This is a genomic window from Flavobacterium sp. (assembly GCF_031537875.1).
GTDB lineage: Bacteria > Bacteroidota > Bacteroidia > Flavobacteriales > Flavobacteriaceae > Flavobacterium.
This window is the reverse complement of record NZ_JAVKNB010000010.1, coordinates 269,988-294,927: the sequence shown is the minus strand read 5'-3', so window position 1 is coordinate 294,927 and position 24,940 is coordinate 269,988. Positions and strand designations below refer to the sequence as shown.

The following is a 24,940-nucleotide window of genomic DNA, read 5'->3' as shown; positions in this document are numbered from 1 at the left end:
ATTTTTTTTTATGTAGCATCAAGTTATTTCTTAGTCGATAATCCTGAAATTCTCAAATAAGGCTCAATTTGCATATCATGACCAACAAACTCTTGGAATGCCTTTTTTAAATCTACACTATTACCAACAGATAGAATGTATTTTCTAAAACGCTCACAATTGGCTCTATTCATCCCTCCATTTGCTTCCATCCAATCAAATGCATTATAATCTAATGTTTTGGACCAAGTATATGCATAATACCCAGCTGAATATCCTCCGCCCCAAATATGAGCAAAATAAGGAGTGTGGTATCTGGTAGGGACTTCATTTATTAGAAGTCCGTATTTTTGTAGTGCTTCATTTTCAAAAACTAATGCTGGCTTAAAATCGGATTCTTTTTCCACACTATGCCAAACCAAATCTATGGTTGAAGCTGCTAGTAATTCAGTAATTCTATACCCTTTATTAAAAGTTTCTGCTTTTTTAATTTTATCAATTAATTCTTGTGGTATAACTTCTTTTGTATCGTAATGAATTGCATAATTTTTTAATATCGCAGGAACTAATGCGGCGTGTTCATTTATTTGAGAAGGAAATTCTACATAATCACGAGGCACTGAAGTTCCCGAAAGACTCGTATATTTTTGATTGGCAAAAAGTCCATGCAAAGTATGTCCGAATTCGTGAAACATAGTAGTTACATTATCAAAACTAATTAAGGAAGGATTTCCGTTAACTGGTTTAGCAAAATTGTAAACATTTACAATTACTGGTTTTTGTTTTAAATAATGAGACTGATTAACAAAATTATTCATCCAAGCTCCTCCACTTTTATTATCTCTAGTATAAAAATCCAAATAATATATTGCCATCGATTTTCCATCATTATCAAAAACCTCATATACTTTTACATCTGGATTATAAACAGGTAAATCATTTCGTTCTTTGAATGTTATTCCATACATCCCTTTGGCAGCAAAAAAGACTCCTTTTTCTAAAACCGTATTCACTTCAAAATAGGGTTTTATTTTACTTTCGTCTAAATCATATTTTGCTTTTCTTACTTGCTCAGAATAAAAATTCCAATCCCAAGGTGCTAATTTAAATTCACCTTGTTGAGCATCTATTAAATCCTGAATTTCTTTGGCTTCTTCTTGTGCTTTTGCCACTGCTGGGGTTGCAATTTTAGCTAACAAATCCATAGCAGCCTCTGGTGTTTGAGCCATTTGGTCTTGTAGTTTCCATTCTGCGAAACTTTTTTTACCCATTAACTGCCCTTTTTGCAAACGCAACCTAGCCAACTTTTCTAGAACTTCTCTCGTATCTCCTTCATCATTTTTTTCGGCGCGATTCCAAGAAGATTTATATATTTTTTCTCTTGTTGCTCTGTTTTTAAGACTTGACAATAAAGGCTGTTGTGTTGTATTTGACAATCCAATAAGATATTTGCCTTCATATCCAGCAGCTTTTGCTTTGTCTTTTGCAGCAGCAATTTCATCTGTACTTAAACCTTCTAAATCAGTTATATTGTCTAGTAAAACCGCTCCGTTTTTTCGAGCTAAAAGTAATTTATTGCTAAAAAGCGTACTTAAGCTTGCCAACTCCTCGTTGATTTTTTTCATTTTTTCTTTATCCGCAGGAGATAAATTAGCACCAGCCAACTCGAATTGTTGCAAATAATATTGCTTCAATTTCTCATCCTCTCCTTTTAAAGTCTTACTATTGATAGATTTTATTCTATTATAGAGTTGGCTATTCATGAATATTTTATCATTATGTGCCGAAAAAATGGGAGCATATTCTGCTTCAATTGCTTGTAAAGTAGGATTGGTATTCGAACTTGTTAGGTTGTAAAAAATTCCTGTTGCTCTACCTAAATCAGCACCACTAATTTCTAATGCCAATAAAGTATTTTGAAAAGTGGGTGCAGCGGGGTTGTTGACAATATCTTGAATCTCTTTTTCTTGAAGTTTAATACCTCTTTCAAAAGCAGGTTTAAAATGTTCATCTTTAATTAAATTAAAAGGAGGTGCTTGATACTGTAGCGTGCTTTGTTGAAAAAGTGGATTTGTCATTTCAATAGGTTTATTTTGTGCATTTAGCCTTTGTATTGGAAAAGAAGCAAATCCTAAAACCATTACACCTGCCACAACTACTTTTGATATATTTTTCATAATTAACTAGTTAGATATATTAAGGAGATAAAAGTAGTCAAAAAAAACACTTTGAAAAGTGAAATGAAAAAAATTATAGTTCCTAGTTTTAAAATATTTGGATAATCAACAAAACATATCTTTTCACAAATAATAAAAATACTTTAAACTTTGTACCTTTGCCTCTTTACAACTTTGCAGACTTTACAATGCATATAGATATTATCACCGTACTTCCTGAATTATTACGAAGCCCTTTTGAAGCCTCAATTATGAAACGTGCCATCGACAAAAGCCCGGTCGGGCTGTCCATTATATCTTTTTAGGCGGTCTCGCGTGGATCGACGATCTAAAAAGGATGCCACTTCCTTCCCTCACGCAATTGAAGCGATTCTTTTTTAACTTATTGACAAGAATTATGTACTTCTATTTCTTTTTATTAATATTGTATTGAAATAACAAATTGTAAATCAGCCCTAGTTTACAAACTTTATGAAAAATAAACTATTTCTATTTATTGTATTTATCTCAAATCTACTCTTATCTCAAAATCCTAAAAATTTTATTTCGGTAGATTCTAACGGTCAAATTAGGGAAGTGAACCCCACAAATTGCTCTAGTACACCTATCGCAAGTTGTTCTAATGTTAAAGCGTTTTCTATAGCTTTTTTGAATAATGAAATTTACTTTATAGACGGTACAAATTTCCCTGGAATGGGGCAACAGCTTTTTAAAACTGGATTTAACTCAAGTAGTTCGTGTATCCCATTAGGTTCTTTTCAAGGGAATCTTGTTACTGCATTAACCTCAAGTCAAGATGGTTTTATATATGCGGCTTCTGACAATAGAATTGAAAAATTTGACCCTGTAACCAACACTTTTTCGGTTGTTGGTAACTTACCATCACAATGGGAAAGTTCAGGCGATTTAATTTTTCATAAAGGAAAACTATTAATGGCAACAAAATCTTTTAAACTTATTGAAATAGATCTTGCTAATTTAAATAATTCTAAAGAAATATTAGATTTCCCCTCCGGTTCGCAAATTTTTGGACTAAGTACTGTTAATACTTCTTGTGGAGAAAATCAACTTTTCGCCATAAATGTTTCTGGATTATCTACTAGTTTATTACCCATCAATTTAGACACAAAAACAGTAGGCACGACAACCTGTACTCTCAATTTTACAATTTTTGACACTGCGAGTTCTGCCGAAAATGGAAGTACTTCAATGATTACTCCGACTTTCAATCCAGTTTCCACCATTTGCGAAGGCACAACTTTAACAGCTTTGCCAACTTCATCAACTAATGGAATAACAGGAAGTTGGTCGCCTGCTTTGGACAACACTAAAACTACTACCTATACCTTTACGCCAAGTACGGGACAATGTGCAGCTACAGCCAGTTTGACCGTGACCGTGAATCCGAAAGTAACACCTAATTTCAACCCAGTTTCAGCCATTTGTGAAGGTACAACTTTAGCAGATTTACCAACCAAATCGACTAATGGAATAACGGGAACTTGGTCGCCTGCTTTGGACAACACCAAAACTACTACCTATACCTTTACGCCAAGTACGGGAAAATGTGCAACTACAGCGAGTTTGACCGTGACCGTGAATCCGCAAGCAACGCCTAATTTCAATCCAGTTTCCACCATTTGCGAAGGCGGCACTTTAACAGCATTGCCAACCACATCGACTAATGGAATAACGGGAACTTGGTCGCCTGCTTTGGACAACACTAAAACTACTACCTATACCTTTACGCCAAGTACGGGACAATGTTCAGCTACAGCCAGTTTGACCGTGAGCGTGAATCCGAAAGTAACACCTAATTTCAATCCGGTTTCCTCCATTTGTGAAAGCGCAACTTTAGCAGCTTTGCCAACCAAATCGACTAATGGAATAACGGGAACTTGGTCGCCTGCTTTGGACAACACCAAAACCACAACTTATACTTTTACGCCAAGTACCGGAGAATGTGCTTCCTCAACGAGTTTGACCGTTACTGTAAATTCTTTGCCACGACCTAATCCCATAGATGGGGTAATTTGTTTTAACTCGGTAACAAATACAAATTCCTCCTACACTATTGAATCCAATTTAGATAAATTGTCACACACATTTGAATGGTTCAAAGATGGCATAGTATTGAACGAAACCTCCGAAAGTTTAACCGTGGATACACCAGGCAATTATTCAATCATAGCAAAAGATATCAATACAGGTTGTTTCTCAACTTCAAAATTGATTCTAGTTACATTAATCAATACTCCTATTACTATTAGATATACCTTTTCGGAAGCTTTTCAGGATACACAATCGATTAAAATAATTGCGAGTGGTGGATTAGGTGAATTGAATTATCAATTGGATAATGAATCAATACAAACAAGTCCAATTTTTGAAAATGTAAGTCCCGGTGAGCATCTAATTACTGTGGATGACACAAAGGGTTGCACAACTGAAAAATTAAAAGTGATTTTAATTAATTACCCTCATTACTTTACTCCAAACGGAGATTCTTATCATGAATATTGGAATATAATTGGTCTAAGTAATCAACCCAATTCAAAAATTTTCATTTTTGATCGTTTTGGTAAATTAATTAAAGAAATGAGCGGGGCATCTTTAGGATGGGACGGTACTTTCAACGGTCAGCCTTTACCTTCTAGTGATTATTGGTTTCATGTAATCTTTCGAGAAAATGATATTGAAAAAGAATTTAGATCTCATTTTTCATTAAAAAGATAAGACAATAGATAGAGTGATAATCAAATAAAAACCATTTAGGATTTGATTTTAAACTTTGTACCTTTGCCTCTTTACAACTTTGCAGACTTTATAATGCGTATAGATATTATCACCGTACTTCCTGAATTATTACGAAGCCCTTTTGAAGCCTCAATTATGAAACGTGCCATCGACAAAGGTTTGGTAGAAGTTCACATTCACAACTTACGTGATTACACTACTAACAAACAAAAAAGTGTAGATGATTACCCTTTTGGAGGAGGAGCTGGAATGGTGATGACCGTACAACCTATCGACGCTTGTATTACCCATTTGAAAAGAGAGAGAGAATATGACGAGATTATCTATATGTCGCCTGACGGAGAAACATTGAATCAGAAAATGGCCAATACCATGTCCATGTACGAAAATATTATTATTTTGTGTGGACATTATAAAGGTGTCGATCAGCGAGTGAGAGATCATTTTATTACCAAAGAAATTTCTATTGGCGATTATGTCCTAAGTGGTGGCGAATTAGGCGCATTAGTTTTATCCGATGCTTTAATTCGGTTAATTCCTGGAGTTTTAAGTGACGAAACCTCTGCCTTGACCGACAGCTTTCAAGATGGTTTATTGTCAGGACCAATATACACACGTCCTGCCGACTATAAAGGATGGAAAGTCCCAGAAGTTTTAACTAGCGGTAACTTTGCTAAAATTGACAAATGGCGCGAAGATATGGCCTACGAACACACTAAAAATCGTCGTCCTGACTTATTGGAAGAGTAGTATTTTATTTTTTTTCGATTTTTTATTCAAAATTCAAAATTTATAATTAATTTCGCAGCCGCATTAGATCAACCTCTGGCGAGAACCGTGAATGTTGCTCTATATTAAACCATAATTAAAATTATCATGGCAGATTTAATGAAATTCGTTAAAGACGAATTTGTAACAAGAAAAGATTTCCCTGAATTCGGAGCTGGTGACACTATCACTGTGTACTACGAAATTAAAGAGGGTGAAAAAACAAGAACTCAGTTCTTTAAAGGAGTGGTTATTCAAAGAAGAGGTTCTGGAACTACAGAAACTTTTACCATCCGTAAAATGTCTGGAGCTATTGGAGTAGAGCGTATCTTCCCAGTTAACTTACCAGCTTTGCAAAAAATTGAAATCAATAAGAAAGGTGCTGTACGTAGAGCTAGAATTTTCTACTTCAGAGAACTTACTGGTAAAAAAGCAAAAATTAAAGATAAAAGAAGATAATATACTATCTCTTAATCATAAAAGTCCCAACAATGTTGGGACTTTTTTTTGCTAATTATAGAGGCTAAAATTTACAAATTAGGAATTTTACCCCCTTAAAAATCACAATTTAGAAATAAGGTGTTCAATCCCTAAAAATATTCGCTTTTATCAACTAATCCGAATCGTTTTTACATCTGATTTTCATATATTTGCCCCGCTAAAAAAACGAACTCAAACGTTTGAGTAGCAAAACCATAAATAGATTCGATTTTAAAAATAAAACAATGGCACAGAAATCCAAAATTTTTTACACGCTTACAGACGAAGCCCCTTTGTTAGCAACTTATTCTTTTTTACCGATCGTTCAAGCTTTCACTGGAACATCCGATATTGAAATTGAAACAAGAGACATTTCCTTAGCAGGAAGAATTTTAGCTAATTTCCCTGAATATTTGGCAGATAACCAAAAAACAGGAGATGCTTTAGCTGAATTAGGTCAATTAGCTACAACACCTGAAGCGAACATTATTAAATTACCAAACGTTTCTGCTTCAGTTCCACAATTGAAAGCCGCCATTGCTGAATTACAATCTCACGGTTATGCTTTACCTAACTTTCCTGAAGAACCTCAAACTGAGGAAGAGAAAAATGTAAAAGCAAAATATGCTAAAATTTTAGGTTCGGCTGTAAATCCAGTTTTACGTGAAGGAAACTCCGACCGTAGAGCACCAAAAGCAGTAAAAAATTACGCCAAAGCTAACCCACACTCTATGGGAGCTTGGTCATCCACTTCAAAAACACATGTAGCTTCAATGGAAACGGGTGATTTTTACGGAAGTGAAAAATCAGTTACTGTTGCCGATGCTACTGACGTGAAAATAGAATTCGTTGGAAAAGACGGAAGCACTTCCGTTTTAAAAGCAAGCACACCGCTTAAAGCAGGAGAAATCATTGACAGTTCTGTAATGAACTTAAATGCATTAAAATCTTTTGTAGCCAAAACAATCAAAGAAGCTAAAGAACAAGGGATTTTACTTTCTGTTCACTTGAAAGCAACAATGATGAAAGTGTCAGACCCAATTATCTTTGGCGCCATCGTAGAAGTGTATTTCAAAGACGTTTTTGAAAAATATGCTGCTTTATTTGCTGAATTAAATATCGATACTAGAAATGGTTTAGGTGATGTTTATGCAAAAATTGCTGGAAATGCAAAACAAGCTGAGGTAGAAGCTGCCATCAATCAAGCCATTGAAAACGGACCCGCTTTAGCCATGGTTAACTCTGAAAGAGGAATTACCAACCTTCACGTTCCTTCTGATGTAATTGTAGATGCTTCTATGCCAGCTATGATTCGTACTTCAGGTCAAATGTGGAATGCAGCTGGAAAACAACAAGATACTGTAGCTATTATTCCAGATCGTTGTTATGCTGGTGTTTATACCGCTACTATCGATTTTTGTAAACAAAATGGAGCTTTCGATCCAACTACAATGGGAAGTGTGCCTAACGTAGGTTTGATGGCTCAAAAAGCGGAAGAATATGGTTCTCATGATAAAACGTTCCAAATCCAAGCAGACGGAGTAGTTCGTGTAGTGGATACCAACGGAAATGTATTAATGGAACAAGCAGTTGAAGCTAAAGACATTTTTAGAATGTGTCAAGCCAAAGATGCTCCAATTCAAGACTGGGTTAAACTAGCCGTAAACAGAGCGCGTCTATCAAACACACCTGCTATTTTTTGGTTAGACGAAAATAGAGCGCATGATAGAGAATTGATCGTAAAAGTTCAAAAATATCTAAAAGATCACGACACCACTGGTTTAGACATTCAAATTCTATCTCCAATTGCTGCTACTAAAGCAACTTTAGAAAGAATCGTAAAAGGATTGGACACTATCTCAGTTACAGGAAACGTTTTACGTGATTATTTAACTGATTTATTTCCAATATTAGAAGTAGGAACTTCTGCTAAAATGTTATCTATCGTTCCTTTAATGAATGGTGGAGGTTTGTTTGAAACAGGTGCAGGTGGTTCGGCTCCAAAACACGTAGAGCAATTCACACAAGAAGGCTACTTGCGTTGGGATTCTCTTGGAGAATTTTTAGCATTGGGTGCTTCTTTAGAGCATTTAAGTCAAACATTAAATAATCCAAAAGCATTAGTATTAGCTGAAACTTTGGATGTAGCTACTGAAAAATTCTTAGCTAACGATAAATCACCAGCACGTAAAGTAGGTCAAATTGACAACCGTGGTTCTCATTTCTACTTAACTATGTATTGGGCAGAGGCATTAGCTGCACAAGATAAAGAGGTGGATTTGAAAGCTACTTTCTCTCCAATTGCAAAAGCTTTCATCGAAAATGAAGATAAAATCAATTCAGAACTAATTGGCGCACAAGGAAAACCACAAACTATTGGTGGTTACTACCAGCCTAATCCTGAATTAACAAGTAAAGCAATGAGACCAAGTGAAACATTCAATGCTATTTTAGCAAAGATTGCTTAACACCAACTCCTAAATTATAATTTAAAAAGGCAACTATTTTAGTTGCCTTTTTATTTTTAACGTTTGTTTGGAAATTTTCTCACAACTTTTAATGAAATTTGCACCAATTACTATTGAAAAACAAAACCATGATTTCAAAAAAATATTTTTTATTTTGTTTACTTCTGCTGAGTGGAATTTTGGCTTCAGCCCAAGAAAAATTTACCCTTAGCGGAACTATTAGCGATAACAATAGCAATGAAACATTAATTGGGGTCAATCTCTTTATTCCTGAACTAAAGACTGGAGTAACCACAAATGAGTATGGCTTTTATTCGATAACTATTCCTAAGGGCAATTATAGCATTCGAATCAGCTATATGGGTTATCAAACTCTTGAAGATAAATTGCAATTAAACCAGAATACCAAGACAAATTTCAAATTAATAACCAATGAAAACACATTAAAGGAGGTTATTATTACCGATACTAAAACCCGAACCGATATTCGTAAACCCGAAATGAGTGTCAACAAACTTTCCATCTCAGCTATTAAAAGAATGCCCGTAGTTTTAGGAGAAGTAGATGTTTTAAAATCCATTTTACTACTACCAGGAGTTACAAATGCAGGCGAAGGCGCTTCTGGATTCAATGTACGCGGCGGTGGTGCTGATCAAAACTTAATTTTGTTGGACGAAGCCACCATATTTAATTCATCTCATGTATTTGGTTTTTTCTCTGTTTTCAATCCGGATGCTATTAAAGATTTAAAATTGTATAAAGGTGGTATTCCCGCTCGTTTTGGAGGAAGAGCTTCTTCTGTTTTGGACATTTACCAAAAAGACGGTAGTAGCAAAGAATTTCATGCTAATGGAGGAATCGGATTAATTTCAAGTCGTTTATTATTAGAAGGACCTTTAGTAAAGAACAGAGGCTCTTTCTTAATTGGAGGACGAAGTTCGTATGCCCATTTATTCATGAAATTGTCTAAAGACCAAAAAAATAATGCGGCCTACTTTTATGATTTGAATACTAAAATGAGTTATCAGATCAACCCTAATAATAATTTGTATTTATCAGGCTATTTTGGTCGCGATGTGTTTAGTTTAGCTAATAGTTTTACTAATATTTATGGAAACTCAACACTTAACTTACGTTGGAATCATTTATTCTCAGATAAACTATTCTCCAATTTATCCATGATTTATTCCGATTACTATTATGGACTTGATTTGAATTTTGTAGGATTCCAATGGGATTCAGGAATCAAAAATTACAATATCAAATACGATTTCAAAAATTACATTTCAGACCGATTCAAATTAAATTACGGACTTAATGCAATCTATTATGATTTCAATCCGGGTATCATAAAGCCCTCAAGTGCTACTTCAGGAATAAACTTTTCGCAATTGGATAAAAAATATGCTTTCGAGCCAGCGGTTTATATCAATGCTGATCAAGAACTGTCTAAGAAATTTTCTATTTCTTATGGATTACGATACAGCTTGTTTTATCGTTTGGGACAATCCAATGTGAACATTTATGCAAACAACAATCCTGTGACTTTCAATACTAATATGCAGATTTATGAAAAAGCAACTCCAATTGGAACGCAAACTTTTCAAAAAAATGAGGTATTAAAAAGTTACAATTATCTAGAACCCCGTTTTTCTTTGGCTTACCAATTAAATGAAAAACAATCCATCAAAGCGAGTTATAACCGTATGGTGCAATACCTTCAGCTGATTTCTAACACATCATCTCCTACTCCATTAGATGTTTGGACACCAAGCGACGCATACATCAAACCTCAAATTGCAGACCAAGTGGCAATAGGCTATTTCAAAAATTTTACAAATGACAACTATTCTTTAGAAGTCGAAGGGTATTACAAAAAAGTACAAAATCGAATTGACTACATAGATGGAGCCGATTTAATTGCTAATAATGCTTTGGAACAAGTAATACTTAATGGACAAATGAGGTCGTACGGTCTAGAAGTCATGATAAAGAAAAATGAAGGACGTCTCAACGGATGGATTTCCTATACTTTATCAAAATCACAGCAACAAACTCCGGGAAGAACCACTACAGAAAGCGGAATAAATAACGGGCAATGGTACAATTCAGCGTATGATAAAACGCATAATTTATCTGTAACAAGTTCGTATTTATTGAATGAAAAATGGTCTTTTGGAGCCAATTTTAGTTTGCAAACTGGCCAACCTATAACCTATCCTAATGGTCAGTACCAATACCTAGGCATCACTGTTCCTAGTTATGGACTTCGAAACGAAAATCGCTTGCCTGCTTATCATCATTTGGATATTTCAGCCACATTAACACCAAGAAAAAACAACAACCGCAATTGGAAAGGTGAATGGGTTTTTAGTATCTACAATTTGTACAACAGAAAAAATGCGGCAGCTATTAATTTCAGACAAAATAGTCAAACGGGAACTAATGAAGCGGTCAAAACTTCCATCTTCGGAATGGTTCCTGCAGTAAGCTATAATTTCAAATTTTAAGTATCATGAAAAAAATATATTTCTTTTCAGTTTTTATATTGAGCTTCTTGTTTTTTAGTTGCGAAGAAGTGATTCCGTTAAACTTAGAAACCGCACCACCAAAATTAGTCATTGAGGCTTCAATTGTGTGGAAAAAAGGAACTACAGGAAGTGCTCAAAAAATAAAATTAAGTACCACAACTAGTTTTTATAGCGATACTCCAATTAAGGTTTTAGGTGCCACTGTTTTTATAAAAAATAGCGCCAATACTACTTTTACTTTTACAGAAGTACCCAATACAGGCGAATATAGATGTTCAAACTTTGTTCCCGTAATTGGAGAAAATTATACCTTGACCGTAATTAATAATGGAAATACGTATACGGCAAATGAAACCTTGAAATCTGTAGCTCCTATCACAAATGTAGAACAGAACAACCAAGGTGGATTTTCAGGAAAAGATATCGAACTTAAAACGCACTTTATTGATCCTGCTGCTGAGACAAACTACTACCTGTATCGTTATACGTATTCCACTCAAGTAAAATCGAATTTTTACGTTGACGAAGATGTATTCTTTAATGGGAATCCCTTTTTTAGTCTTTCACGAAATAAAGATGTAAAAGCAGGTGACCGAATTGAAATCAGCCATTATGGAATTTCTAAAACGTATTATAACTACATGAGTATATTAGTAAATATTGCAGGTAACAATGGCGGAGGCCCTTTTCAATCACCTCCTGCAACTATTAGAGGCAACATAATTAACACAACACAACCTGATAACTTTCCTTTAGGATATTTCTCGCTAAGCGAATACGATACAGTTAATTATGTAGTCCAATAAACCGCTATTTTTTTAAAATTTTATAACCATTTAATACATTCATTACCCTAAATCTTATCCCAATGATGAACCCAAAATCTTTAGTAATTCCATTTTTTACTATTCTAACAATTTCCTCCTGCGAACCTACTTCAATTAAAAATACGGAAACAAAAAGTATTTCTAATTCAGGAGGAGCTATATCTTTGGATATTACTAATAAAACATGGAAAATAACATTAATTAATAGCGAATCAATAACTGGCAACCCAACCGATTTCTATTTAAAACTTAATTCCTCTACAAGTAGTTTTGAATCAAAAGCAGGTTGCAATCAAATTATTGGAAAGTTCCAATTAAAAGATAATTATATCTCGTTTTCAAATAGTGTTTCTACTAAAATGTACTGCTTTGAAACCATGAAATTAGAAGATGCTTTTCTTTCTATCCTATCCAATACAAGTAAATACATTGTAATTGACTCGACTAAATTTATATTACTTAAAGACGATATAGTTGTTGCTCAATTTGAATTAGAAAAATAGATAATTTTAGTACATTTACAGCACTAAAAAAATCAAAATGTCTTCACATCATATCGTTCGAGACGATCAAGAACCTGCTCTAATCATTGCTAATGGCGCCGCATGCCAACCTGAATTGCTAGGACAATTATTAGAGTGGTCTCCATTAGTTATAGTACTCGATTCTGCCATAGAACGAGTGATGGAATTAGACATAAAAGTAGATGTTTTATTAGGTGATTTTGATCGAGACTTTAATCCAGAAAAGTATCAAACGACACAATTTCCTATTGAAATTATTCATACACCCGATCAAAACAAAACCGATTTAGAAAAGGCTTTTGATTATCTAATTTCACGAAACATTCCAGCGGTAAATGTAGTATGGGCAACAGGAAAAAGAGCTGACCATACGATTACCAACATTACCAATATCACACGTTACCGGGATGTGTTGAAAATTGTTATTTTAGACGACCACTCCAAAGTGTTTTTACTACCCAAAAAATTCGAAAAATGGTATCCTGCCCAGACCTCCATTTCTTTGATTCCAATAGGTCATGTTACAGGCATTCATTCTTCCAATTTATTTTATCCACTTCAAGATGATACCCTTACCATAGGCTATCGAACAGGAAGTAGTAATCATGTAACTCAAGATGGCATAGTGACCATTGAACACGAAGAAGGAGATTTATTACTCATGGAATGTATTGATTAATATCAACTGGAGATTGAGTATCTTTGCATATAAATGGAAAAACAACCCGCAACAATTAGTCCAAAAAAACAAAATTTACATCCTAGAAATCGCGACAATTCAGGCTATGATTTTGAACAATTAATAGCAATTTGTCCTGAACTTCAATCTTTTGTTTTTACCAATACATATCAAATTCAAACTATTGATTTTGCAAATCCAGAAGCAGTAAAAGAGTTAAACAAGGCTTTATTAGCCTTTCACTTTGGAATTAAAAATTGGGATATTCCAAAAAATTACCTCTGCCCGCCTATTCCAGGACGCGCTGATTATATACACTATATAGCAGATGTTTTAGCTTCAAGCAATAACGGAGTTATTCCAAAAGGCGAAACTGTTCAAGGTTTAGATATCGGTATTGGAGCTAACTGTATCTATCCGATAATAGGAAATAGCTCTTATGGTTGGAGTTTTGTGGGGACAGATATTGATGAAAAGGCCATTCAAAATTGCAAAAAAATCATTCAAAATAATTCCCAACTAATTGATGGAATTAGTTTACAATTACAAACTGAACCACGATTTATTTTCAAAAACATCATCACTCCCGAAGACCGATTTACTTTTACCATTTGTAATCCTCCCTTTCATAAATCAGAAGAAGAAGCTAATAAAGGGACTCTCCGCAAAATTTCGAATCTAAAACAACAAAAAACGAAACAAGCTACTCTAAATTTTGGAGGACAAAATAGCGAACTATGGTGTGACGGTGGTGAACTACGCTTTATTACCCAAATGATTTACGAAAGTGTCAAATACCCTTTAAATTGTTTGTGGTTCACTACTTTAGTTTCGAAAAAAGAACACCTCGCAACCATTTACAAAACATTAAATAAAGTAAATGCAGTCGAAATTAAAACTATTGATATGGCTCAAGGCCAAAAAACAAGTCGTTTTGTAGCTTGGACTTTTATGACTGCTGACCAACAAAAAGCGTGGCAATTTTAGATTAAAAACAAACACTAATTTTAATTACAAATTAGGTTCTTATGCCACTTTTGTGTCTTGGATTGAATTAAGTATCTTTACCAAATGAATTTTCAAGTAGTATCTGATTACCAACCCAAAGGCGACCAACCCCAAGCTATTAAAAAATTAGCTCAAGGGATTAATGACGGCGAACAATTCCAAACTTTATTAGGAGTAACGGGATCTGGTAAGACATTTACGGTAGCCAATGTCATTCAAGAAGTGCAACGACCTACTTTGGTTTTGGCACACAATAAAACCTTGGCGGCACAATTGTATTCAGAATTCAAACAATTTTTTCCTAATAATGCAGTAGAATACTTTGTTTCTTACTACGATTACTACCAACCCGAAGCTTTTATGCCGGTAACTGGAGTCTTTATTGAAAAAGATTTATCTATCAATGAAGAACTCGAAAAAATGCGTTTAAGCACCACTTCCTCCCTCCTTTCTGGTCGTAGAGATATTCTAGTGGTAGCGTCTGTTTCGTGTTTATACGGTATTGGGAATCCGGTAGAATTTCAAAAAAACGTCATCGCAATTGAACGGGATCAAGTGATTTCGAGAACCAAATTATTACACAGTTTGGTTCAGAGTTTATATGCCCGTACCGAGGCTGATTTTACCCCTGGAACCTTCCGAATTAAAGGCGACACGGTGGAAGTTTTTCCAAGTTATGCTGATGAGGCGTTTCGCATTCACTTTTTTGGAGATGAAATCGAAGAAATCGAAAGTTTTGATGTCAAAAACGCTCAAGTTTTAGAAAAATTTGAGAAACTAACGATTTATCCCGCGAATATGTTTGTGACTTCGCCAGATGTATTACAAAATGCCATTTGGGAAATCCAACAAGATTTGGTCAAACAAGTCGATTATTTTAAAGAAATAGGCAAACATTTAGAAGCCAAACGTCTCGAAGAACGCACCAATTTTGATTTGGAAATGATTAGAGAATTAGGCTATTGTTCGGGTATCGAAAATTATTCTCGTTACCTTGACGGACGTGAAGCTGGCACTAGGCCATTCTGTTTATTGGATTATTTTCCAAAAGATTATCTGATGGTGGTCGACGAAAGTCACGTAACCCTATCGCAAGTTCATGCCATGTACGGCGGCGACCGGAGCCGAAAAGAAAATTTAGTCGAATACGGTTTTCGATTACCTGCGGCTATGGACAACCGTCCGCTGAAATTTGAGGAGTTTGAGGCAATGCAAAATCAAGTTATCTATGTTTCGGCTACCCCTGCAGATTATGAATTGCAAAAAACAGACGGAGTCGTTGTTGAACAAGTGATTCGCCCAACAGGTCTTTTGGATCCCATTATTGAAGTACGTCCAAGTTTGAATCAAATTGACGATTTGATTGAAGAAATTCAACAACGTTGTGAATTAGACGAAAGAGTTTTGGTAACCACTTTGACGAAACGTATGGCAGAAGAATTGGCTAAATATTTAACCAAGGTATCTATTCGTTGCCGTTATATTCATTCGGATGTGGATACTTTAGAGCGAATCGAAATTATGCAAGATTTGCGAAAAGGTATTTTTGACGTGCTGATTGGAGTTAACTTATTACGTGAAGGACTGGATTTACCAGAGGTGTCTCTAGTAGCTATTTTGGATGCAGACAAAGAAGGTTTTTTGAGAAGCCATCGTTCGTTAACACAAACTATTGGCCGTGCTGCACGAAACTTGAATGGGAAAGCTATCATGTACGCGGATAAGATTACCGACAGCATGCAAAAAACCATTGACGAAACCAATTACCGAAGAACGAAACAGATTAATTTCAACTTGGAGAACAATCAAGTTCCTCAAGCTTTGAATAAAAAAATTGATTCCGCTTTTACCAAAAATCCTTTGGTGGAATACGAATTAGGACATAACTTAAATGTAGCGGCCGAACCAGAAACGGCTTATTTATCCAAATCTGAAATTGATAAATTGATTCGCGAAAAGCGAAAATCAATGGAAAAAGCAGCTAAAGAATTGGACTTTATGCAAGCCGCAAAATTGCGTGATGAAATAAAAAAACTGCAAGATCAAGCCTCTTAAATGTGTTGAATATGGAATTATTACTAAAAGCCTTCGACCTTCAACTAAAACATACTTTTACTATTTCTAGGAAATCAATTGATATCCAACCCTGTGTCATTGTTATTTTAAAAGAAGGTGAATTGGAGGGATATGGAGAAGCTTCTTCCAATCCCTATTACAATATCACCGTTCCAATGATGCTAGCTGATTTGGAAAAAATTAGACCAATTATTGAGTCTTCGGGAGATGAAACTCCAGAAGAATTTTGGCACAAAATCCATCCTTATTTAAAAGACAATTTATTTGCTTTGTGTGCTTTGGATATTGCCTATAACGATTTATATGCTCGTAAAAAAGGAAAGAAACTCTATGAATTATGGGGTTACACTACAGATAAAAATCCATTGACTGATTATACTATTGGAATCGCTTCTATAGAAAAAATGGTCGCTAAAATGGAAGAATTACCCTGGCCGATTTACAAGATCAAATTGGGAACCCAAGAAGATATTGCTATTGTAAAGGAACTTCGAAAACACAGTACTGCTATTTTTAGAATAGATGCTAATTGCGGATGGGGAGTTGATGAAACCATTACTAATGCAATAGAACTAAAAAAGTTAGGGGTTGAATTTTTAGAGCAGCCTCTAAAAGCAGATGATTGGGACGGACATAAAGAAGTGTTTACACATTCCGTTTTACCAATTGTAGCGGATGAAAGTTGTATCAAAGAAGAAGATGTATCCAAATGTTTCCACCATTTTCATGGGGTAAATATTAAATTAGCCAAATGTGGCGGACTTACTCCTGGCAGACGTATGCTTCAAGAAGCAAAACAATTAGGTTTAAAAACCATGGTAGGTTGTATGACCGAATCAACGGTGGGAATATCTGCTATCGCCCATTTATTGCCCGAATTAGATTATGTCGATATGGACGGAGCCTTACTTTTGAAAGAAGATATCGCTAGTGGAATTACGATGGAGTTTGGAAAAATCAGTTATGCCAAAGGCAATGGAACTGGTGTTCGTTTATTCTAAATTAAATACTTTTTAAATGTACCTTTGTAAAAAATAAAAATATGACCAATAACGATATCTTTAAAAAATTACGTGTCGCCTTGATGCTCCGTGATGACCAAATAGTTGAAATTTTAGAATTAGTTGATTTTAGAATTTCAAAATCAGAATTAGGTGCTTTCTTCCGTGATGAAAAACACGAGAATTATATGGAATGTGGTGACCAAGTGTTACGTAATTTCTTGAATGGTTTGGTAATTCATTTAAGAGGAACAAAAGAAAATCCTAAAAATCCTACTGATGTTTTAGCCAAACATAAAGCTGAAATCCCTAAGAAAGAAAACACAAAAGACAGACCTGAGTTTAAAACTAGTCCAAGAGATACTGAAAAAGCAAGAGGAGATCAAAAACCCAAGTCGGTTGGAGCAAAAAAACCATTTAAGAAAAACAACTCCAAAGCAACCCCAAAAGTACAAGTAGTTGAAAAAGTTCAATTTAAAAACGGAAAAAATAAGAAAAACTAATCTCTAATGCCCCTTCGAAAAAAATTAAACTCAAAAATACGAATAGACAAAAATACCGGCTTTGGAAGTAATTCTTCAAGCTATGGGGGACGTTTCATTACAAAAAATGGTAATGCAAATGTGCGTAAAACTGGCGTTTCTTTTTTCGATAGTATTAGTTGGTACCACACCATGATTACTATTCCAAGATGGAAGTTTTTGTTTATTGTATTTCTTTTTTATTTCACAATCAATTTTGTATTTGCCTCCATCTACTTTATATTGGGGGTTGAGCATTTAAATGGAATTACTGCTCTATCTAGATTAGATAAATTTGGACAGGCCTATTTCTTTAGTGTTCAAACCTATACTACTGTAGGTTATGGACACATTAGTCCAAAGGGTTTCTTAACTAGCTCAGTAGCAGCAATTGAAGCTTTACTTGGCTTATTAAGTTTTGCTATTGCTACCGGTTTATTGTACGGAAGATTTAGTAAACCTAAAGCACACGTACTTTTTTCTAAAAACGCAATCATCGCACCGTATCAAGGTAGAACAGCCTTGATGTTGCGAATTTCACCCTATAAAAACACCAATTTATCAGAGGCCGAAGTAAAAATAACTCTAGGAATGCATATTGAAGAAAATGGAGTTATAACCAATAAATTTTTCACTTTAGATTTAGAAATGAACAAAGTGAATGCTTTGACCTTAAGTTGGACCTTAGTACATCCAATTACAGAAGATAGTCCTTTATATGGTTTCAAAGAAAAAGAATACAAGAATACAATAGGAGAATTAATTGTTTTCACAAAGATGTTTGATGACATGTATAGTACAAATGTAGTTAGACGAACATCGTATACATTTGAAGAAATCATTTATGGTGCAAAATTTGCCCCTATGTTTACCCGAAGTGAAGACGATTCTAAAACTGTATTACATATAGACCGACTCAATCTTTTCGAAAGAGTGAATCTTTAAAATAACCAGTTCACATTATAAACAAAAAAATCCTGAGCTTTCGCTCAGGATTTTTTTGTTTATAACTATTTAATTTAATTAAGAAAGTGCCGCTTGAACTTGGTCAGCTGCTTCTTGAAATTCAACAGCAGATAAAATTGGCATTCCTGAATTATCAATTAATTCTTTTGCAATAGCAGCATTCGTACCTTGTAAACGAACAATGATTGGCACTTTAATAGCATCACCCATATTTTTGTAAGCATCAACTACTCCTTGTGCCACACGGTCACAACGAACAATTCCACCAAAAATATTAATTAAGATTGCTTTTACGTTAGGATCTTTTAAGATAATACGGAAAGCTGTCTCAACACGTTTTGCATCAGCAGTACCACCTACGTCAAGGAAGTTAGCTGGTTCAAAACCTGCATATTTAATTAAATCCATAGTAGCCATTGCTAATCCAGCTCCGTTTACCATACATCCTACAGTTCCGTCAAGGTCAACATAGTTCAACCCTACTTCTTTTGCTTCTACTTCAATTGGATTCTCCTCACGGATATCACGCATGTCAGCATATGCTTTTTGTCTGTATAAAGCGTTATCATCGATATTTACTTTAGCATCAACTGCTAAAATTTTATCGTCAGATGTTTTCAATACTGGATTGATTTCAAACATAGAGGCATCAGAACCGATATAAGCATTATATAAAGCAGTAATGAATTGAACCATTTCTTTGAAAGCATTTCCAGAAACACCTAAATTAAAAGCTACTCTTCTTGCTTGAAATCCTTGTAAACCAACAGCAGGATCAATTTCCTCAGTGAAAATTAAATGAGGTGTATGTTCAGCCACTTCTTCGATATCCATTCCACCTTCAGTAGAATACATAATCATGTTGCGACCTGTTGCTCTGTTTAACAAAACAGATACATAAAACTCAGAAGTTTCGCTTTCACCTGGATAATAAACATCCTCAGCAATTAAAACTTTGTGTACTTTTTTACCTTCTGCAGAAGTTTGTGGTGTTACCAATTGCATTCCGATGATTTGCTCAGAAATCTCTTCCACTTGTTGCAAGTTTTTAGCTAATTTCACTCCACCACCTTTTCCACGTCCACCTGCGTGAACCTGTGCTTTAACTACGTACCAACCTGTTCCGGTTTCGGCAGTTAATTGTTTCGCTGCAGCAACAGCTTCTACTGGACTATTAGCTACAATTCCGCGTTGAATGCGAACTCCATAACTAGATAGAATTTCTTTTCCTTGATATTCGTGTATGTTCATAATTAAGAATTTGTCTGCTTCTCTGAAATTATTTCAGAATAAAAGTGCTACAAAAATAACAAAATAATATACATATAATATTTTTTTTTCATTAAAAACCGATAGAATCCGAATTATATTCTAAGCTTTGCCAAAATCAGTACTTTTTTAATAAAATTTAAATAAAACAAACTAATTTGTTACAAAAAATAACATTCTGTTATATTTCTGTTTTTAAGTTGAAAATCGGCATTTTAAAGGCAATTTTAGCTCTCCCAATTATCAATACCTCAATCCAATCACCTTTTAACAACAATATCTTCATTTATAGAAGCGTTTTCTATTATTTTGGTAAAAATCAACCGAAAAGGGGTTTTGAATTCGGTAAATAGTACGAAATATTTAATTTTGTAAAAAAATTATCAAGCATGAAAGTTAAAGAACAAGGCCTTTATTTACCAGAATTTGAGCACGACAATTGTGGTGCAGGATTTATCTGTAATTTGAATGGAATTAAGTCGAATGATATTATTCACAAAGCACTTGACATCCTAATAAAGTTAGAGCATCGTGGTGCAGTAAGTGCCGATGGAAGAACTGGAGATGGAGCTGGAATTTTATTTGATATTCCGGACGCTTTCTTCAAAAAAGTATGTGATTTCAATTTACCTGAAGTTCGTGAGTATGCTGTGGGTATGCTTTTTTTACCTAAAAGCCCAAATCAAGTTGATTTTTGTGTCAACACTTTTGAAAAATGTATTCAAGATCAAAATTTACAAATATTAGGTTGGAGAGAGGTGCCAGTTGACGTGTCTAATTTAGGACAGGTGGCTGCAGAGAAAGAACCAACTATCAAACAAGTATTCGTTGGTAAAAACGGCTTGAATCTTACAGAACAAGAATTCAATGCCAAATTATTTGCAGCAAGAAAAATTTCGGAGCATGCTATCCGTAATTCAAAAACTTCAGAAAGCCATAAATACTACTTCACAAGTTTATCTACAACTACTATTATATATAAAGGTCTTTTGATGCCAGAAGACATTAGTAGATATTATACTGATTTAACTGATACTGATTTGGTTACCAGATTAGCTTTGGTTCACCAACGTTTCTCTACCAACACCTTCCCTTCTTGGGATTTGGCTCAACCATTCAGATACATGTGTCACAATGGGGAAATCAATACATTAAGAGGAAATGTGAGCCGTATGCGTTCACGTGAAGAGTTGATGGAAAGTCCAATTTTTGGAGACGATATCAAAAAATTATTCCCAATTATATTAGAAGGAAAATCAGATTCAGCTTCTATGGATATGGTAGTTGAATTGTTATTGATGACTGGGCGTTCTTTACCAGAAGCAATGATGATGGTGGTTCCTGAAGCTTGGGAAAAACACCAAACCATGTCTAAAGAGAAAAAAGCATTCTACGAATACAACTCTTGTATCATGGAACCTTGGGATGGTCCAGCTTCTATTCCGTTTACTGACGGAAATGTAATTGGTGCTTTATTAGATAGAAATGGACTTCGTCCTTCTCGCTATACTTTAACAAAAAGTGGATTCGTAATCATGTCATCAGAAATTGGTGTATTAGATATCGATCCAGAAGATGTAATTCAACACGGTCGTCTAGAGCCAGGAAAAATGTTCTTGGTAGACATGAATGAAGGCCGAATTATTGAAGATGAGGAAGTTAAAAATGCCGTTGTTACCAAACGTCCTTACCAAAAATGGTTGGATGGCAACTTAGTACAATTGGCTCAAATCCCTTATACAAACAACCCTATTCCTACTGAAAGTGTTGATTTCCATACAAGACAACGTTTGTTTGGATACACTATTGAGGATTTGAAAACTATTATCAACCCAATGGGAGCGAAAGGCGCAGAAGCTATCAGCTCAATGGGTAACGATACACCTCTTGCAGTTTTATCAGAACAACCACAATTATTATACAACTACTTCAAACAGTTATTTGCTCAGGTGACTAATCCACCTTTGGATGGTATTCGTGAGGAAATCATTACTGATATTAGTTTAGCTGTGGGTGGTGATTTCAATATTTTTGATATTGACGAAAAACACAGTAAAAAAATCAAAATTCAAAATCCAGTTATCTCAAACGAGGATTTGGACAAAATAAGAAACATTGATCACGCCGACTTTAAATCAGTTACCATTTCTACTTTATACAAAATAGAAAAAGGAGTTAACGGTTTAGAACGTTCGTTAGAAAAATGCATTCAAGCTACTTATAAAGCGGTTTCTGAAGGATGTAATATTGTTATCCTTTCAGATAGAGGAGTTACTGAACAATTGGCTCCAATCCCAATGTTATTGGCATGTTCTTACATTCACCATACTTTAAATAAATTAGGTGTTCGTTCTAAATTCGGTATTATAATTGAGTCTGCTGAACCACGTGAACCACACCACTTTGCTTTATTATTTGGATACGGTGCAAGTGCTATTAACCCTTATATGGTAAATGAAATTATTCATGACCAAGTAAATGAAGGACATATCACAGGAGTAAAAGCAGATTACGCTATTACAAACTACAATAAAGCTATTGCAAAAGGAATCGTTAAGATTATGAATAAAATTGGTATCTCTACCTTACATTCCTACAAAGCGGCTCAGATTTTCGAAATTCTAGGTTTAAACAAATCGTTTAGCACTAAATATTTCCCTTTCACTCCTTCTCGAATTGAAGGTATTGGTTTGATGGAAGTAGAAAAAGAAATCAAGAAAAGACATCAAAAAGCGTTTCCGAATTCTAAAATTGCCAACTTATTACCTTTGGAAATTGGTGGTATTTACAGATGGAGAAGATCAGGTGAGAAACACATGTTCAACCCAACTACTATTGCTAAATTGCAACAAGCAGTTCGTTTGAACAGCCCAGAAGCCTACCAACAATACTCTGATATGGTAAACAATCAAAGTAAAAACTTGATGACCATTAGAGGTTTATTCGAATTCAATAATTTAGATCCAATTTCTATTGACGAAGTAGAACCTTGGACAGAAATCGTTAAAAAATTCAAAACGGGTGCCATGTCTTATGGATCAATCAGTTCTGAAGCACATGAGAATTTAGCGATTGCCATGAATAGAATTGGTGGTAAGAGTAACTCTGGAGAAGGTGGTGAAAACCCAAAACGTTTCCAAAAAGAATTAAACGGTGACTCTAAAAATAGTGCTATTAAACAAGTAGCATCAGGTCGTTTTGGTGTGTCAATTAACTATTTGACTAACGCTAAAGAAATCCAAATTAAAATGGCTCAAGGAGCAAAACCTGGTGAAGGTGGACAGCTTCCTGGAGAAAAAGTAGTGCCTTGGATTGCAGAAACTAGAAATTCAACTCCTTATGTAGGATTAATTTCTCCTCCTCCACACCACGATATTTATTCTATTGAAGATTTATCACAATTGATCTTTGACTTGAAAAATGCCAATCGTGAGGCACGTGTGAACGTAAAATTAGTTTCTGAAGTGGGTGTTGGAACTATTGCTGCGGGTGTTGCCAAAGCAAAAGCTGACGTCATCTTAATTTCAGGATATGATGGAGGAACTGGTGCTGCACCATTGACTTCATTACAACATACAGGTATTCCATGGGAATTGGGATTAGCCGAAGCACAACAAACTTTGATTCTAAACGACTTAAGAAGTCGTGTCGTTTTAGAGTGTGACGGACAATTAAAAACAGGTCGTGACGTAGCTATTGCTGCTTTATTAGGAGCTGAAGAATTCGGATTTGCAACTGCTCCATTAGTAGCTTCAGGTTGTATTATGATGAGAGCTTGTCACTTGAATACTTGCCCAGTAGGTATTGCAACACAGGATCCTGAATTAAGAAAGAATTTCAAAGGAACTCCTGAACATGTAATTAACTTCATGTATTTTATTGCTGAAGAATTAAGACAAATCATGGCGCAATTAGGTTTCAGAACCTTGAAAGAAATGGTAGGTCAATCACAAAAATTAAATGTGAACAAAGCGATCGATCATTACAAAGCGAATGGTTTGGATTTATCAACTATTTTGTACAAACCAGAAAAAGCAAACGTAGTTCCAAATCATAATACTACAACTCAAGACCACGCTTTAGAAAATGTATTGGATTTTGATATCATCAAAGCGGCTATCCCTTCTATCTATAGAAAAGAGAAAACAAGAGTTACTTTCAATATCAAGAATACAGACCGTTCAGTTGGTGCAATTTTAAGTAACGAAATTTCTAAAATTTATGGAGCGCAAGGTTTACCAGACGATACGATCTTAGTGGATTTTACAGGTTCCGCTGGACAAAGTTTTGGAGCATTTGCTACGAACGGATTGTCATTCAAAATCCATGGTAACTGTAACGATTACCTAGGAAAAGGACTTTCAGGTGGTAAATTAATCATCAAAGTACCACCAACAGCTACTTTCAAACCAGAAGAGAACATCATCATTGGTAACGTTGCTCTTTACGGAGCGATTACTGGTGAAGCGTATATCAATGGTATGGCAGGAGAACGTTTTGCGGTACGTAATTCTGGTGCAACAGCAGTTGTAGAAGGAATTGGAGATCACGGTTGTGAATACATGACAGGTGGTAACGTAGTCATTTTAGGTAAAACAGGTAGAAACTTCGCTGCAGGTATGAGTGGTGGTATTGCTTATGTATACGACCCTGAGAAAAAATTCGATGCCACTGTTTGCAATATGGAAATGGTAGCTTTCGAAGAAAACGAAGCAGAAGATATTACAAAATTGAGACGTTTGATTAAAAATCATTCTATGTATACTAATAGCCCATTAGCGAAACGAATTTTAGCGGATTGGGAAAATCAACAAAAACACTTTATCAAAGTGATGCCAACAGATTACAAAAAAGCATTACAAAGATTGGCAGAAGAAAATAAAGTTGAAGAATTAATAGCACAATAGTC

Annotated in this window: 16 protein-coding genes and 1 pseudogene; 15 read left to right on the top strand and 2 right to left on the bottom strand. The window is 34.9% G+C overall.

What is annotated here, in order from left to right:
• Positions 1 to 23 precede the first annotated feature (23 nt).
• Positions 24 to 2,156 (bottom strand): M3 family metallopeptidase, encoded by a 2,133-nt coding sequence (locus tag RMR09_RS06510; RefSeq protein WP_310594987.1) that lies wholly within the window; start codon positions 2,154 to 2,156, stop codon positions 24 to 26.
• A gap of 188 nt (positions 2,157 to 2,344) precedes the next feature.
• Here RMR09_RS06510 and RMR09_RS06505 point away from each other — a divergent pair.
• The 14 genes and pseudogenes from RMR09_RS06505 to RMR09_RS06440 all read left to right on the top strand — a co-directional run.
• Positions 2,345 to 2,437: pseudogene (locus RMR09_RS06505) on the top strand (tRNA (guanosine(37)-N1)-methyltransferase TrmD); the annotation flags it as partial.
• Positions 2,438 to 2,627: 190 nt separating this feature from the next.
• Positions 2,628 to 4,892 carry a T9SS type B sorting domain-containing protein gene (locus tag RMR09_RS06500; RefSeq protein ID WP_310594986.1) on the top strand — a complete coding sequence of 755 codons (2,265 nt, stop codon included), beginning with the start codon at positions 2,628 to 2,630 and terminating at the stop codon, positions 4,890 to 4,892.
• A 93-nt stretch (positions 4,893 to 4,985) separates the two neighbouring features.
• Positions 4,986 to 5,663, top strand: a complete 678-nt coding sequence (gene trmD / locus RMR09_RS06495) for a tRNA (guanosine(37)-N1)-methyltransferase TrmD (RefSeq protein ID WP_310594985.1) — start codon at positions 4,986 to 4,988, stop codon at positions 5,661 to 5,663.
• A 126-nt stretch (positions 5,664 to 5,789) separates the two neighbouring features.
• On the top strand, positions 5,790 to 6,140 hold the full coding sequence (gene rplS, locus RMR09_RS06490; protein WP_310594984.1) for a 50S ribosomal protein L19: 351 nt from the start codon (positions 5,790 to 5,792) through the stop codon (positions 6,138 to 6,140).
• Between the two features lie 266 nt (positions 6,141 to 6,406).
• Positions 6,407 to 8,629: an NADP-dependent isocitrate dehydrogenase gene (locus RMR09_RS06485; protein ID WP_310594983.1), complete on the top strand. Its 2,223-nt coding sequence runs from the start codon at positions 6,407 to 6,409 to the stop codon at positions 8,627 to 8,629.
• 128 nt (positions 8,630 to 8,757) lie between these two features.
• Positions 8,758 to 11,139, top strand: coding sequence for a TonB-dependent receptor (locus RMR09_RS06480; protein ID WP_310594982.1), 2,382 nt, complete (start codon positions 8,758 to 8,760; stop codon positions 11,137 to 11,139).
• 5 nt (positions 11,140 to 11,144) lie between these two features.
• A complete protein-coding gene (locus RMR09_RS06475; protein WP_310594981.1) occupies positions 11,145 to 11,966 on the top strand; it encodes a DUF4249 domain-containing protein in 822 nt (273 codons plus the stop codon).
• 62 nt (positions 11,967 to 12,028) lie between these two features.
• The gene (locus RMR09_RS06470; RefSeq protein WP_310594980.1) at positions 12,029 to 12,490 is read left to right on the top strand and encodes an META domain-containing protein; all 462 of its coding nucleotides are present in this window, start codon (positions 12,029 to 12,031) and stop codon (positions 12,488 to 12,490) included.
• 37 nt (positions 12,491 to 12,527) lie between these two features.
• A complete protein-coding gene (locus RMR09_RS06465) occupies positions 12,528 to 13,190 on the top strand; it encodes a thiamine diphosphokinase (protein ID WP_310594979.1) in 663 nt (220 codons plus the stop codon).
• 33 nt (positions 13,191 to 13,223) lie between these two features.
• Positions 13,224 to 14,177 (top strand): 23S rRNA (adenine(1618)-N(6))-methyltransferase RlmF, encoded by a 954-nt coding sequence (gene rlmF, locus RMR09_RS06460; RefSeq protein WP_310594978.1) that lies wholly within the window; start codon positions 13,224 to 13,226, stop codon positions 14,175 to 14,177.
• An 84-nt stretch (positions 14,178 to 14,261) separates the two neighbouring features.
• Positions 14,262 to 16,253, top strand: a complete 1,992-nt coding sequence (uvrB, locus tag RMR09_RS06455) for an excinuclease ABC subunit UvrB (protein ID WP_310594977.1) — start codon at positions 14,262 to 14,264, stop codon at positions 16,251 to 16,253.
• Positions 16,254 to 16,264: 11 nt separating this feature from the next.
• Positions 16,265 to 17,275 (top strand): dipeptide epimerase, encoded by a 1,011-nt coding sequence (locus tag RMR09_RS06450; RefSeq protein WP_310594976.1) that lies wholly within the window; start codon positions 16,265 to 16,267, stop codon positions 17,273 to 17,275.
• 41 nt (positions 17,276 to 17,316) lie between these two features.
• Positions 17,317 to 17,778 carry a DUF1456 family protein gene (locus RMR09_RS06445; protein WP_310594975.1) on the top strand — a complete coding sequence of 154 codons (462 nt, stop codon included), beginning with the start codon at positions 17,317 to 17,319 and terminating at the stop codon, positions 17,776 to 17,778.
• A 6-nt stretch (positions 17,779 to 17,784) separates the two neighbouring features.
• Positions 17,785 to 18,741: an ion channel gene (locus tag RMR09_RS06440; RefSeq protein ID WP_310594974.1), complete on the top strand. Its 957-nt coding sequence runs from the start codon at positions 17,785 to 17,787 to the stop codon at positions 18,739 to 18,741.
• Between the two features lie 78 nt (positions 18,742 to 18,819).
• On the opposite strand, the gene sucC is transcribed toward RMR09_RS06440, so the two are convergent.
• Complete coding sequence (sucC, locus tag RMR09_RS06435) at positions 18,820 to 20,013, bottom strand: ADP-forming succinate--CoA ligase subunit beta (RefSeq protein WP_310594973.1); 1,194 nt, start codon at positions 20,011 to 20,013, stop codon at positions 18,820 to 18,822.
• 407 nt (positions 20,014 to 20,420) lie between these two features.
• Between sucC and gltB the strand changes: the two genes are divergently transcribed.
• Complete coding sequence (gene gltB / locus RMR09_RS06430; protein ID WP_310594972.1) at positions 20,421 to 24,938, top strand: glutamate synthase large subunit; 4,518 nt, start codon at positions 20,421 to 20,423, stop codon at positions 24,936 to 24,938.
• Positions 24,939 to 24,940: the final 2 nt, after the last annotated feature.